This is a genomic window from Anabaena sp. FACHB-83, from assembly GCF_014697485.1.
In the GTDB taxonomy this organism is placed as follows: domain Bacteria; phylum Cyanobacteriota; class Cyanobacteriia; order Cyanobacteriales; family Nostocaceae; genus Nostoc_B.
Map to the genome: position 1 here is coordinate 35,003 of NZ_JACJRY010000007.1, position 14,240 is coordinate 49,242.

The 14,240-nt window shown below is 39.3% G+C and carries 12 protein-coding genes; 9 read left to right on the forward strand and 3 right to left on the reverse strand.

The features are described 5' to 3' along the window. The first annotated feature begins 41 nt into the window (after window positions 1–41). Entirely contained in the window at window positions 42–1,040 is a 999-nt protein-coding gene (locus tag H6G79_RS10755; protein ID WP_190588638.1) for an SPFH domain-containing protein, read from the forward strand. 112 nt (window positions 1,041–1,152) lie between these two features. Here H6G79_RS10755 and H6G79_RS10760 read toward each other — a convergent pair whose 3' ends face one another. After that, the gene (locus H6G79_RS10760) at window positions 1,153–1,539 is read right to left on the reverse strand and encodes a Fur family transcriptional regulator (RefSeq protein WP_190588639.1); all 387 of its coding nucleotides are present in this window, start codon (window positions 1,537–1,539) and stop codon (window positions 1,153–1,155) included. A gap of 145 nt (window positions 1,540–1,684) precedes the next feature. On the opposite strand from H6G79_RS10760, the gene purS reads away from it, so the two are divergent. The 3 genes from purS (at window position 1,685) to H6G79_RS10775 (ending at window position 5,149) form a co-directional block, all read left to right on the forward strand. Continuing rightward, window positions 1,685–1,963, forward strand: coding sequence for a phosphoribosylformylglycinamidine synthase subunit PurS (purS, locus tag H6G79_RS10765; RefSeq protein ID WP_062297125.1), 279 nt, complete (start codon window positions 1,685–1,687; stop codon window positions 1,961–1,963). A 110-nt stretch (window positions 1,964–2,073) separates the two neighbouring features. Beyond that, a complete protein-coding gene (purQ, locus tag H6G79_RS10770; RefSeq protein WP_190588640.1) occupies window positions 2,074–2,751 on the forward strand; it encodes a phosphoribosylformylglycinamidine synthase subunit PurQ in 678 nt (225 codons plus the stop codon). 442 nt (window positions 2,752–3,193) lie between these two features. Continuing rightward, a complete protein-coding gene (locus tag H6G79_RS10775) occupies window positions 3,194–5,149 on the forward strand; it encodes a type I restriction enzyme HsdR N-terminal domain-containing protein (protein WP_190588641.1) in 1,956 nt (651 codons plus the stop codon). Between the two features lie 90 nt (window positions 5,150–5,239). Here H6G79_RS10775 and H6G79_RS10780 read toward each other — a convergent pair whose 3' ends face one another. Both H6G79_RS10780 and H6G79_RS10785 read right to left on the reverse strand, forming a co-directional pair. After that, window positions 5,240–6,316: a glycosyl transferase gene (locus H6G79_RS10780; RefSeq protein WP_190588642.1), complete on the reverse strand. Its 1,077-nt coding sequence runs from the start codon at window positions 6,314–6,316 to the stop codon at window positions 5,240–5,242. Between the two features lie 57 nt (window positions 6,317–6,373). Further along, window positions 6,374–7,561: an aminotransferase class V-fold PLP-dependent enzyme gene (locus tag H6G79_RS10785; protein ID WP_190588643.1), complete on the reverse strand. Its 1,188-nt coding sequence runs from the start codon at window positions 7,559–7,561 to the stop codon at window positions 6,374–6,376. Between the two features lie 137 nt (window positions 7,562–7,698). On the opposite strand from H6G79_RS10785, the gene H6G79_RS10790 reads away from it, so the two are divergent. The 5 genes from H6G79_RS10790 (at window position 7,699) to rpmB (ending at window position 13,602) form a co-directional block, all read left to right on the forward strand. Then, on the forward strand, window positions 7,699–9,195 hold the full coding sequence (locus tag H6G79_RS10790) for a TM0106 family RecB-like putative nuclease (RefSeq protein ID WP_190588644.1): 1,497 nt from the start codon (window positions 7,699–7,701) through the stop codon (window positions 9,193–9,195). Window positions 9,196–9,320: 125 nt separating this feature from the next. Next, window positions 9,321–9,872, forward strand: coding sequence for a hypothetical protein (locus tag H6G79_RS10795; protein ID WP_190588645.1), 552 nt, complete (start codon window positions 9,321–9,323; stop codon window positions 9,870–9,872). Window positions 9,873–10,334: 462 nt separating this feature from the next. After that, window positions 10,335–10,976 (forward strand): bifunctional 2-polyprenyl-6-hydroxyphenol methylase/3-demethylubiquinol 3-O-methyltransferase UbiG, encoded by a 642-nt coding sequence (locus tag H6G79_RS10800; RefSeq protein WP_190588646.1) that lies wholly within the window; start codon window positions 10,335–10,337, stop codon window positions 10,974–10,976. 225 nt (window positions 10,977–11,201) lie between these two features. Next, a complete protein-coding gene (gene htpG / locus H6G79_RS10805) occupies window positions 11,202–13,172 on the forward strand; it encodes a molecular chaperone HtpG (RefSeq protein ID WP_190588647.1) in 1,971 nt (656 codons plus the stop codon). Between the two features lie 193 nt (window positions 13,173–13,365). Then, entirely contained in the window at window positions 13,366–13,602 is a 237-nt protein-coding gene (gene rpmB, locus H6G79_RS10810; protein WP_190588648.1) for a 50S ribosomal protein L28, read from the forward strand. Window positions 13,603–14,240: the final 638 nt, after the last annotated feature.

Below are 14,240 nucleotides of genomic sequence, written 5' to 3' on the forward strand. Positions count from 1 at the left end.
AAGGTTAACAACTAAGAGATTTAATAACCAGGAGATTTACAGTGGAACAGTTTTTGTTATTAATTTTTTTAGCCCTTGGTGGTTCTACTTTGGCTGGTTCTGTAAAAGTGGTCAATCAAGGTAATGAAGCTTTGGTAGAAAGATTGGGTAGCTATAACAAAAAGCTCGAACCAGGACTGAATTTTGTTGTGCCTTTTTTAGATAAAATCGTTTACCAACAAACCATCCGCGAAAAGGTTTTAGATATTCCGCCACAAAAATGTATTACCCGTGACAACGTGGGTATTGAAGTAGATGCGGTGGTCTACTGGCGAATAGTTGATATGGAAAAAGCTTGGTACAAAGTTGAAAATCTTCAGTCAGCAATGACCAACTTAGTACTAACTCAAATTCGCTCAGAAATGGGACAACTAGAGTTAGATGAAACCTTTACTGCCCGTTCCCAAATTAATGAAATTTTATTGAGAGATTTAGATATTGCTACCGACCCTTGGGGAGTGAAAGTCACACGGGTAGAACTGCGAGATATTATTCCTTCCCAAGCAGTACGCGAATCAATGGAATTGCAAATGTCCGCCGAACGCCGCAGACGGGCTGCAATTTTAAATTCTGAAGGTGAACGGGAAGCCGCAGTTAATAGTGCTAGAGGTAAAGCAGAAGCCCAAATTCTCGATGCAGAAGCGCGGCAAAAATCATTAATTTTGCAGGCTGAAGCTGAACAAAAAGCCATTGTTCTGAAAGCCCAAGCCGAACGTCAACAACAAGTTCTCAAAGCCCAAGCCATTGCGGAATCAGCCGAAATCATCGCCCAAAAAATTAATTCTCAACCCAGCGCGAGTAAAGCTTTAGAAGTTCTGTTTGCGTTGGGTTATCTCGATATGGGCGCGACTATTGGTAAAAGCGATAGCAGCAAAGTCATGTTTATCGATCCCCGCACAATTCCGGCGGCTTTTGAGGGTATTCGCTCAATAGTGTCTGACACTAATGTAGATTCTAACGCTTGGCTGGGTAAGGAAATACCTGATGTGAATGGTCAATAGTCATTGGTCATTGGTCAATAGTCATTAGTCATTGGTGTTACTTTTCCCATCAGCTATTATGTTAACTGAGAACAGTGTCAGAGATTAGTAACAAATGACAAAGGACAAATGACTATTGACTAACCTGACACTGATCACACAAACCGAAAAATTCTAAGGTGTGGTAGAAAATTTTAAATTTGTGGCTTACTTGTAATTGGTCTTCCAGGTCGTGGACTGGACATTGATTAATAGGAATTGACATACCACATTGCAGACAGGTGAGGTGGTGTTTGTCCTGCTGTACTAAGCTATAGAGGGCTTCACCATTAGCTAAAGTTCGCACTTGCACCAAACCTTCAAGTTTTAAAGCTTCCAAGGAACGGTAAACTGTGGCTAAACCCATATTTTGATTGCGATTCCGCAATTCAATATAAATGTCTTGGGCGGAAATGCCTTGTTTGACGCTTTTCAGTAGGTTTAAAATCCGCTCTTGACTGCGGGTGCGTATGGCTCTCATAAGTAGTTGTGGATATTCGCCACTGTAGTGGAAGCTGTTATACTGGCTATCTAATAAATTAACTTTAACTGTTTCACAATCTTATTTTCACTCAGTTGGAACAGAAAGTTATAGTATAGCGATCGCAGCATTCAGCAAAAAAACTGTGCAACGGAAGTATTTAGCCAAAATTCATGTAACGCTTCGTCCTTCAGTCCTAGACCCTGCTGGTGTGGCTGTACAATCTGGTCTCAAGCAGATGGGATACGAAACAGTTGAAAACGTGCGGATTGGTAAGTACATAGAACTTACCATCATCTCTCAGGATGAGACTAAAGCACGGAGGGACTTAGATAACATTTGTGACCAAATGTTAGCCAATCCTGTAATTGAGAACTATCGATTTGACTTAATTGAGGTCGAAACGCAGACGGGAGTGTTTTAGAAGGTAAAAGGTAAAAGGTAAAAGTAAAAAGGACTAAATCTTCTGCCTTTTTACTTTTGCCTTTTTAATTTTTACTTGTCCATATCCAAATGACCAATGACACATAACAAATGACAAAATTCGGCGTTATTGTTTTTCCAGGGTCTAATTGCGATCGCGATGTGGCTTATGTCACCAGAGACTTGTTAGGTCAACCAACGCGCATGGTTTGGCATCAAGACACCGACATAGCTGATTTGGATGTAATTATCATCCCAGGAGGCTTTAGTTATGGTGATTATCTGCGCTGTGGTGCGATCGCTCGATTTTCGCCTGTGATGCAGCAGGTGATTGAACACGCGCAAAAAGGTAAGTTTGTCCTCGGTATTTGTAACGGGTTTCAGGTATTAACTGAAGCCAAGCTGTTACCTGGGGCATTAACGAGAAATCGAGATTTGCATTTTATTTGCGATCGCGTCCCGTTAAAAGTCGAAAATACAAATATTCCTTGGACACAAGCTTACACCAGTCAACAAACCATCACCCTACCCATTGCCCACGGAGAAGGGCGCTTTTATGCTGATAGAGCCACTTTATCGGCAATAGAAGACAATGGCCAGGTGGTATTCCGCTATGCAGGCGAGAACCCCAATGGTTCACTCAACAAGATTGCCGGGATTTGCAATCGCCAAGGCAATGTTTTGGGGATGATGCCACACCCAGAAAGGGCATCTGATAAGATGCTTGGTGATAGTGATGGATTAAGTTTATTTCAAGGATTGTTAGAAAAAGTCGCTGCTGTAGTTTAGGGTTGACTTTTTTGGAAACCATAGCAAATAATCCCGCTTCTCAATGAAGATGCTAGTTGATTTTGTTGTAGAGACGTTGTATACAATGTCTCTACTTCTCATTTATAGAATTGGTATCGGCACATAGCCCTCAGACTGAAGTCTGGGGCTATACAAACGAAACTCGCCTGCGCGGGTTTTTAGAAAGTCCGCGTAGGTGTTCACTGAGCTTGCGATGCCCTGAGCTTGTCGTTCGCGTAGCGTCTCCGGCAGGAGAAGGGTCGAAGTGCGGACTTTGTTTTTTATGGCCACAAATTCCATTCGTCGGGGCTAAGTTCTTTCCTACTCCCTATTCCCCACTCCCCACGCCCTTTTTGTATCAACGCACATAGAATTTATCTAATATTTTTGGCAAAATCTAAAATCTCTGTGGCAACTGACAGAGTATTCGCAGGATTCTCTAATGTATATTCCTGACTCGCTGCAATTATTTATTAGGTGGATACAAGTATTTGATATTCGTGTTTTACAAACTGAAGGAGATGTCGAAAAAAAGTTTATTTTGCCGATGTTTCAATATTTGGGTTATCCAGATTCATATCGGCAGAGTAAGTATAGTTTAACCAGTAATAATTCAGAGAACCCAGCCAAACAACTCAAAAATTCTCAAATTTATTTTGCTACCGATGATGTAGTTCAGCAAAATTCTGACACATCATTGATAATTATTATTTATTTAGCACCAAATACACAATATTTTTCTGAAGCTATTACCCAAGCTAAATTTTACAGCACTTATCTCAAACCTATATTTTTCATCATTACTAATGGATATAGTCTCAAAATATTCAAATATTTTCCTTACCATCGAGAAGAATTGATATTTGATGGGATAATTGATACATTGAGAAATAGTCAAGTTGCTGAAAATCTTTATTATCAGCTTAATTTTGATTTAGTTAGAAAAATTCCTAAAACTACAGTCAATAATTTTAAATCTCCTGAATTTAGCAGCATAGAAAAATATTTAAGACGACATCAAGAATTTAGCCATATTTTAGAAAAGGCTGAGTTTGAACCTTGTTTACTAAAAAAAGGTAATCACTTAACTGTTGTTAAACCAAAAGTGCTGATGGAGTGCAATTTACCACAGGCTTTTGGCAAAGGTGATTGTGTAATTCAATTTAGTAGCGTGATGCTGAGAGGGTTGAAAATTTCCCTCAACCATCAGCAAATTTTAGGTCAATTAATGACGGGACTCTACACTAAGCCTGAATGGGGTTGTCGTCGTTTTTTAAAACAACTAGATACAGATACTTTTGAGGCTTATTTAGGACAAACAACAGTCATTGTATCTGAGTTAGAAGCGGCAGATTTATGTTTATGTGTGGATGCTGTTTGTCAGGCGTATCAAAATAAAATTATTGAATTTGAGAATTATTTAGAAACCTGGGATTTTAAATTTGTTGAATTTCCCGATGTTAGAGGCTTTCATCTATTTTCTGTAGATGTAAAACTCTGGAAAATTATGCACAATTTTATTAAAAAATTTAATTACGCTCAAGGTAAATCAGAATGGCATGTATTTGACCAAGATAGTACTTCTATTCGCGTCAGTCGGGGAATTAGGGATCATGCTTTTATTGTGCCGCGTTTCAGTAATGCTTACTCGGCGTTATCTAATAATCAAGTTGATATATTGTACGAAATCAACGATAGTCACATCGCCACATTAGAAAGCAGTAACCTTAATTCTTGGCAAGAAGATATCGGGATAAGAGGTACATGGACAGCTAAATATACAAAAACTTGGTTAATCGAAAAATATATTCCGCAAGTGATGAGTTATCACTCGCAAAAATTTCAAATTTTAGAATTTGATTTAGAGAAAAATATCTTAAATTACCCTAGTCAACATACAGCATTTAAAGAAATAAATGATGTTAAAGATTTTCTGCCTTATCTGCGGGATATCCAAGTATGGTTAAGAGCATATATTGTAAATATTGCCACTGGTTGTTTACAGCAATATTATCAAGTATTCACCGATTTAGTGAGGAATACCGATACTGCGATCGCAGGCTTAGATTATATCACAATGAACTTACAAAAAATAATCTGGAAACATCCCTCAGCCGAGATATCCAGACAAGAAATTTGGAATTTTAAAGATGTTATTTATTGTTTAGATAACCAAGTTGCCAAGATAAATAATTGTAAATATATTCCTAGTTGGGAAGCAGATTTAATTACACGAATATTTATTTGGATTATCGAAAATGGCAAAATTAATCACTCGCAAGGTCAATTAAATGTAGCTAAACAAGCATTATTACCACTATGGGAACAATGTCGCTTTGAAATGCGCCATATCTATCCTTATCGCACAAGCATTAATTCCGGAGGTAAATCAGTATAGAGATTTAAGGGTGTAAGGGTTTATGGGTGTAAGGGTTGTGAACCTAAACCAGTCAAAATTCCCCCTTGTCCCCCTCGTCCCATCAAAAACCTACCTTATTCGCTCGATAATAGCCTGAGCGATCGCTTCATTTCCATCCTTGGCAATTTTTTGGCTTTGCTGTGGTGGTTGGGGTAATTCATGGAGGAAATTCCAATCACCTGTAAAAAATTCTGCGGGGGTGACAATTTGATGATGATTGTAATTAGTAATTCCCTCTAAAAGATAACTGGCTTCGGCAAAATCATCACGGGGAATTGTCACTAAAGGAACTTCTAAACCTGTCGCCTCAGAAAAAGTACCATAACCCGGTTTAGAAACTATCCGTCCACAAATTGGCATAAAATCTACAGGGCGATATTTATTATCATGAATTTTGAATAAATTTGTTGAATCTGGTGCAGATTTATCAAAGGTGATAAATTGCCAATCTGGGAAATTTTGCAAATTTGCGTAAGGTATTTGTTGTAAACCTAAGCCGCCAAATGTGAGTAAAATAGTTTTATCTTGTGGTGCAGTTATGCCCCAATTAGCGCGTAATTCATCGGCAGAATAACGTGGTGAACCACCTGTTAAACCCACATCGATGATATTTTCAAAAGCCGACATTGATTCATGAAAGGGTAAACGAAACAAGCGATCGCACTTAGAATAACACTCACTAATCCAATCTGCGATCGCCACAAACTCACCACCCCAATCTCTGTAGATCAAATCCCAACCAAAGTTACTCATCATCCAACAAGGAATACTTGCAGATTTGGCAAACAAAGGCGCAAGAAACGGAATATCAGCCAAAATTAAATCAACCCGATTTTGTCTGATAAAATTAACTTCCGATGCAATTAAAGAATTTTGCTGCTTTTTAATTTCTAATAATTTTGCTAAAGTTGCGTCTTTATCCATTGTCAAACTATCAGCTTGTATAACACCCAAATCAAAAGCGCGGGGACGATGGATAAAATCACCTTCGATATATGACTCCAGCAACCAACGCGGTGCGGTCGTCACCATAATTAAAAGTACATCAGGACACAACTTTTGAATAGTTGCCGCTACCGATGCTGTACGAGTAGCATGACCAAAACCGTGATTAGTTATAGCTACATATAAGATGGGGCGTTTCATGGAAAAGTATGAAGTGTGAAGTATGAAGTATGAAATCTTAATTATTTAGTCGTTTGACTATTGACTAAATTTCTCTATTTGTTCGACTAACTCATCCATCTCTGACTCTAAAGTAAAGTAGTGAACGGTGGCGCGAACACAATCAGGTTTAGCAATTGTACGGGTAAATATCTTGTTATTTTCCAAAAACTGCACTAGTTTGAAACTAGTTTGAGAATCATGCTGGACAAATTGAAAGGAAACTAAACCGCTTTCCGGTGGGGAAGTTCGCAGACATTTAATTTGCGGTAAGACGGATAATTTACGCCAGAGATATTCACTGTTGCGACAAATTTGTTGATAACGTTCCTCGGCTGTACCCCATTTTTGATGCAGGGCGATCGCCTCTACCAATCCCGCATAAAATGAATAAGCCGATGTCCCGACTTCATATCTCCGCCCATCACGAAACAAATCTATCGGCTGTCCTTGACTATCTTTAATCACACCACGCCAACCAATAAATGTCGGCGCAAGTTTTTCTAAGGCTTCTGGTTTGACATATAACCCACCCACACCCGCCGGGCCACACCACCATTTATGCCCAGTAAACGCATAAAAATCTGCCCCCAATTGCGTTAAATTTAACGGCAATAAACCTACAGATTGGGCAGCATCTACTAATATTAAAGAATGGTTATCTCTGCATACTTCTATAATCTTGTCAAGGGGCAGAACTTGGCCAGTATTCCAAAGGACGTGGCTGAGAATTACTAAGCGGGTATTGGGGCGTAAATTTTGGGCAACAACCGCCACCGGATCACCTGCATTTAAAGTTGCCATTAACGGACAGGTGGTAACTTCTACATGAAACCGTCGCCCAATTTCTTTAGCTGCGGCAATTACCCCTTGATGTTCACAGTCCGACAATAACAGATGGTCGCCTGGATGCCAATCAAGTCCCCACAAAGGAATATTACAGCCCACAGTCACATTTTCTGTCAGAGTGATAGTTTCAGGGGGGGCGTTGAGTTCCGTGGCGATCGCTTGTTTGATAGTTTGAATATAAGAACCTATCCAGCGTCCAACTTCATTACCAAAGGGGCCTAACTGCTGAATATGAGTTTCAGTTTGAATTATGGCTGCAATTGCCTGTTTGGGTAACGGCCCTTGTCCACCGTAGTTAAAATAAAGCTTATTAGCTAAAGCGGGAAATTGATCTCGATGGTGATGCAAGTCAGTTTGGATAGCAGAAACACTAGTCATGTGTCGAATCTCAATATTTTTACTCTCAACCCTTGGGGTAGGGAACAGCGACAAGTGAACAGAATAATTTCTGTAAACTGTAACCTGTAACCTTGATCTCAACCCCAAAAAGCCACAATTATTGTTAGCTTAAATTAATGTTGATTAATGCTGAACATTTACTACAATACCAACGCTGTAAACGCCGACCAATTTTAGATATTAATGCTGACAAAAGCCTGAGAGATGCACCGAATGACTTGTTGTCTAAATTGCAACAAGACAAAGTTATCTATCATCAAGGGATTTTGGCAGGGTTTGACTATGAAAAACCGCAATATCCACAAGGAAATCGGGAAGCAGCCCAAGCCGCCACATTAGAATTAATGCAGCGTGGTGTTGAGTATATTTACCAGGGAGTACTGTTAAGCAATTATCAAGACTGGGTAGAAACCGCCAGCGAAAACTATACACTCCTCAGCCGTCCAGATTTACTGGTAAAACAGTCAGGAGAGTCTTGCTTTGGTGATTGGATGTATGTTCCTGCAAATATGGAACTTGGTAAACGTCCCAAACAAGAATATCAAGTTGTGTCAGCATTTCACGCCCAAGCCTTAGCCACAATTCAGGGAGTCACCCCTGATAAAGCTTGGTTAATCTTACGTACCAAAGACATTAGCTATCCCGTAGATTTGGCGAAATGGACACCCCAGATGTTGCAAATTCTAGAGGAGTTCATTGCAGCAATCAAATCACCAGAACCGCCAGAGATGTTTATTTCACGGCAAAAGTGTAATCTTTGCCACTGGCATAGTCAATGTTATGCGATCGCCCAAGCACAAAAACATCTTTCTTTATTACCAGGAGTCACACCCGTACGTTACGCCCAACTCCAAGCCCTTTCCCTCACCACCCTAGAATCTTTAGCCAATACAAATCCCGCTATCTTAGAAGACTTACCAGGGTTTGATAGCGTAGTAGCAACTAAGTTAACTATTCAAGCCCAAGCGGTTATTGAACAACGTCCGTTAATTTTACCAAGTTCCTTACCGCCAGCAGAACTGACCTTTACTGCTCCTATAGAACTGTATTTTGATATTGAAGCCCAGCCCGACTTAGATTTAGATTACCTGTTAGGCGTTTTAGTTGTTGATAGACAAAATAATACACAACAATTTCATTCTTTTTTAGCGGAAAATCCAGAAGATGAAGAATTAGTTTGGCGACAATTTATTAACTTAGTTTGGCAATATCCCGATGCCCCAATTTATCATTTTTGTGTTTACGAATTTGACACAGTTAAAAGATTAGCCAAGCTATATCACACACCAAAATCTTTAGTTAATCCTGTTTTAAATAGATTTGTAGATGTCTACGAACAATTAATTCAAAGTGTGGCCTTACCTGTAGAAAGTTATGCCCTGAAAGTAATTGCGCGATGGTTAGGCTTTGAATGGCGCGATAAAGAAGCCAGTGGCGCTAAATGTATCTACTGGTATGATCAATGGTTAGAAACAGGCGATCGCTCTTTCTTAGAAATTATCCAACGCTACAACGAAGACGACTGTCACGCAACTCGCAGTGTCAAAGATTGGCTAGTAAATTTTTTTCAGAATGAATGCAGCATCATTCAAGAATCAGAAGTCAGTTTGTAAATCTATTCCAAAAATTTGTTTACTCAACAAAACCTCTATCCCCCTTGTCTTACTTATCCTCCTTGTTACCATTCTGAATAATAAGATATTTTTTTTGATTATGACGTTAGGGAGAGAGATATTCCATGATCGCTTACATTGTTTGCGAAGGAGCTTCCGACGTTGAATTACTTCAACGTGTTCTGCCAAAAGAACTACTGAATAACATTGAAATTGTTGCTGCTGGTGGATTATCTGCGATTAAATCACTGGCGCGTTCTTTAGTTGTTCGCCGACAAGTACCAATCGCTATTGTCGCTGATGCGGATTCAGTAGCTCCAGAGGTGGTTCAGGAACGTCTCAGTAGTATTGAAGAGATAGTGAAAAGTGTAGCTATTGATACGCAAGTTAAAGTTATTCTGGCTGTTCCCTCAATAGAAATTATCTTTTTCCAAGATAGAAGTCTATTGTCTCGCTTGCTAGGATATGAACCATCTCCAGAAATGCTAAGTTTGGCAACTTCTCAACCCAATAAAGTTCTAAAACAACTTCTATCTCAGTCTCAAAGAGACTATAGCCAATCTTCGATTACCCAGCAATTGACAAATGATGATCTGAAAATTTTACGCCAGAATTCAGTAATTCAAGAAGTGATTCATTTTCTTCAATCTGTACAACAAACAGCTACAGTTCTATAAACCATCCTGTTGTAGTACAAGTACTGATTGGTAAATTATCTCGCAGGCGATCGCTCTTTCTTATAAATCATCCAACGCTACAACGAAGACGACTGTCACGCAACTCGCAGCGTCAAAGACTGGCTAGTAAATTTTTTTCAAAATGAAATAGTTGTGAACCCACTTATCCTTTACAGCGTTTTTCATCTCCATTAGGTACATTCATCTAGCCCCTAGTACAGGTCGGCGTAAATAAACAGACCATAAGAAATTGCTAAAAGGCTTGTGGTATCGTTATTCTTTCTTTTTACTTTTGCCTTTTTACTTTTGCCTTGTTGTACTAGCCTCTAGTCCCTAGCCTCTGTTCCCTATCTACGTGTACTGCACTCAACTGAGAAACGCTATAAACTGTTACTTAAAGTGATTTTGTGGGAAAACTTGAATCATATACTCCCTAAACCTAGATAAAACAGGTAATTTTTTATGCAGCTAATTACATCATTAGACCTAAAAAATTCAGAATATTTATCGAAAGACAGATTCATCAGTTATCACCATCAGTTGCGATTGATATTTTCCCTTGGTAAAAAAGTTAACCATATTTTAGAAATAGGAATTTACAATTCCTTATTAACCGAAATACTCAAGCGCAATGGTTATGAAGTAACTACAGCAGATATTGACCCTCATCTCAACCCAGATATAACTTTAGATTTAGCACAAGATTTTGCATTACCAAAAGATAAATTTGATGTTATTGTGCTATTTCAAGTCTTAGAACACCTACCTTATGAACAGTCAGAAAAAGCTTTACAAAAACTGGCAGCAGCCACAAAGAAATATTTGGTAATTTCGCTTCCTTATAATAGCCTATATTTAGCATTACAATTAAGAGTCTCCGACATACCCAGACCAAGATATCTATCACTTAAAATTCCCAAATTCTGGAGTACAAAACCCATATCTGATCAGCATTACTGGGAAGTAGGGTTAAAAGGCTATCCCCAAAAGCGGATTTTAAAATCAATTACTAATGCAGGGTTAAAGGTAAAACAAGAATTTACCGATCCTGTGAATCCTTATCACTATTTTTTAGTCTTGGAAAAAACCACCGAAAACAATTAAGGTTGTTCACTCAGTATCATACTTTCTCAAAGGTAGGGAAATCCGCATCATAGCTTGGGGGCAAACAAGCCTCGAACAAAGTGCGATCGCTTAAGCTATGCTTTTAAAATCCTAATTGGTATCATGGCTGGCTGTACTATCTGGATTTACCTCTAATTGCAGTAGACCAAGGTGTATGCGCCATAACCTGAAAATTTCAGATACTATCATCCAAAACTACCAATCATGCTAGAACAAGGCACTATCAGTATTCATACTGAGAATATTTTCCCGATTATCAAGAAGTCCCTTTACTCAGATCATCAAATTTTCCTGCGGGAATTAGTCTCCAATGCCGTAGACGCGATCCAAAAGCTGAAAATGGTATCCCGCGCCGGAGAATACAATGGTGATGTAGACGAACCAGAAATTCTAATTGCTATTGACAAAGATAAAAAAACGCTATCCATTACCGATAATGGTATTGGGATGACCGCAGAGGAAGTCAAAAAATATATTAACCAAGTTGCTTTTTCCAGTGCGGAAGAATTTATCCACAAATATGAAGGGAAAGCAGACCAACCAATTATCGGTCATTTCGGGTTAGGTTTCTACTCTTCGTTTATGGTGGCACAAAAAGTAGAAATTGATACCCTATCTTATAAAGAAGGTTCACAAGCAGTTCACTGGATTTGCGATGGTTCACCAGAATTTACTTTAGATGACTCTTCCCGCACTACTCGCGGTACTACCATCACCCTCACCTTAATGCCAGATGAGGAAGATTATCTAGAAGCTGCACGTATTAAGAATCTTGTCAAGACTTATTGCGACTTCATGCCAGTACCCATCAAATTGGATGGTGAAGTATTAAATAGACAAAAAGCGCCTTGGCGAGATTCTCCCAACAGTTTAACCAAAGAAGATTATTTAGAGTTTTATCGCTATCTTTATCCTTTCCAAGAAGAACCGTTGCTGTGGGTGCATCTGAATACAGATTATCCGTTTATTATCAACGGTATTTTGTATTTCCCTAAAATGCGCCCAGATGTGGATGTGACAAAAGGGCAAATCAAGTTATTCTGCAATCAAGTTTTCGTCAGCGACAACTGTGACGAAATCATTCCGCAATTCTTAATGCCAATGCGGGGTGTCATTGATAGCACCGATATTCCGTTGAACGTTTCCCGCAGTGCGCTACAAGGCGATCGCACCGTCCGCAAAATCGGCGATTACATAGCCAAAAAAGTAGGCGATCGCCTCAAAGAACTGTACCGAGATGACCGTGAGCAGTACATTAATGCTTGGAAGGATCTCGGCACTTTCGTCAAGTTTGGCACTCTCAACGACGAAAAATTCAAAAAACAAGTCGAAGATATTATCATCTTCCGCAGCACTGCCAAATTTGACCAAACAGCCACGGAAACTCCCGCCGTTGAAGTACAGTCTCAAGAAGGTGACGTTTGGCAAGATGTCAGCCCAGCCAAATCTAGCACCTCTCCCTACACCACCATCAAAGAATACTTAGAACGCAACAAAGAACGCCACGAAAACCGCGTTTTCTACAGTACCGATGAAGCCAGCCAAGCCACATACATAGAATTACACAAAAATCAAGGCTTGGAAGTTCTATTTATGGACTCCTTCATTGATACTCACTTCATTAACTTCTTGGAACGAGAATATAATGATGTCAAATTTTCCCGTGTAGACTCCGACTTAGATAATACACTGCTAGAACAAGACAAATCTGGCGAAATCGTTGACCCCAAAACCAATAAAACCAAGAGTGAAGTCATCAAAGAACTCTTTGAAAAAGCTCTCAACAAACCCAAAGTTAACATTCGCACCGAAGCTTTAAAATCTGAAGATCCTCAAGGCACACCCCCAGCAATGGTACTCTTACCAGAAATTCTTCGCCGCTTGCGAGAAATGAACGCTATGATGCAGCAGCAAAACGCAGAATTTCCTGAAGACCATATCTTACTGGTCAACACTGCCCATCCCCTAATTCAAAATTTGGCAAATCTCAACCAAGGTAGCATCATTCAAGATGGTGCAGAGTCCCCGACAGGTCAGCTAGTCAATATGATTTGTCAACACGTTTATGATTTAGCACTGATGTCTCAAAAAGGATTTGACGCAGAAGGAATGAAATCTTTTGTCGAGCGTTCTAACGATGTACTCACCAAACTAACAGAACAAGTCAGTAAATAGTGCTGTTAGCACCAGGCTGACACAGAAAAGTTGCCTGTTGAAATGGGTGTAAGGGTTTTGAACACCTACACCCCCCACACTCCCCACTCATGCGTGAGAAATTCGGGTTTAATCAAGTAGTCCCACTACTCACTCTCCCGATTCTGTTTCCGAAGCCCTAAAATAGAAAGGTTGTATTAAAATCCAAATTCCTATGTCTCGTCGCTGTCAACTAACTGGTAAAAAAGCAAATAACGCTTTTGCAATTTCTCACTCCCATCGCCGTACAAAGCGTCTTCAACAAGTCAACCTCCAAACCAAGCGCGTTTGGTGGCCAGGCGGAAATCGTTGGGTCAAACTGAAAATATCTACCAAAGCTATCAAAACCTTAGAAATCAAAGGTTTAGAAGCAATGGCTAAAGAAGCAGGTATTAACCTGAACCATTACTAAATTATCAAGCAAAGCAAATTCAACGAGATGGTATTTGTGTACAAGAAGTACATAAATACCTAGTTTGAAATTATCAAAATAGAATTCAGGAGTCAGTCGCCAGAATTCAGAACTGAATCCTGTGCGAGTGTTGGCTGAATAAAAGGTTTAAAACTCCCACAAAATTCTTAATTTGCTGCTTCTCACTGTTGTTGGTGCTTCGCCACATACTTTTGTTCTGGCTTCTGAATTCTTCTGCAATTTTGGTAATTACAAGGATAAGCGAGATATTCGTTGAAATTACTGCCACACAATGTATCAATAGCCAAAAAAATCCTAATTATTGATGCTATTAACCTCCCTGTAAATGGGAGGTTTTTAATTAATTAGGACTTACGCATAAAAACGAAAAATCAAGAGTTTTGACGATGGTATAAGGGTGTAGGAGTGTATGTATCTACAACCATTACACCCAACACCCTTTCACCCCTGTACCCAATCTCCACAGACAATCTTTGTGCGTACGTCCTGTAACTCATACTTTTTATCTTCAATTGATATTTTTTCTTCTCCAGTTGGGTAGCCTAAGTTTATCTTGTCAAACATACCTTCATAAAGTTGTCAGCAAATGCAGTACACATCTTTAAAGTTAAGATGAA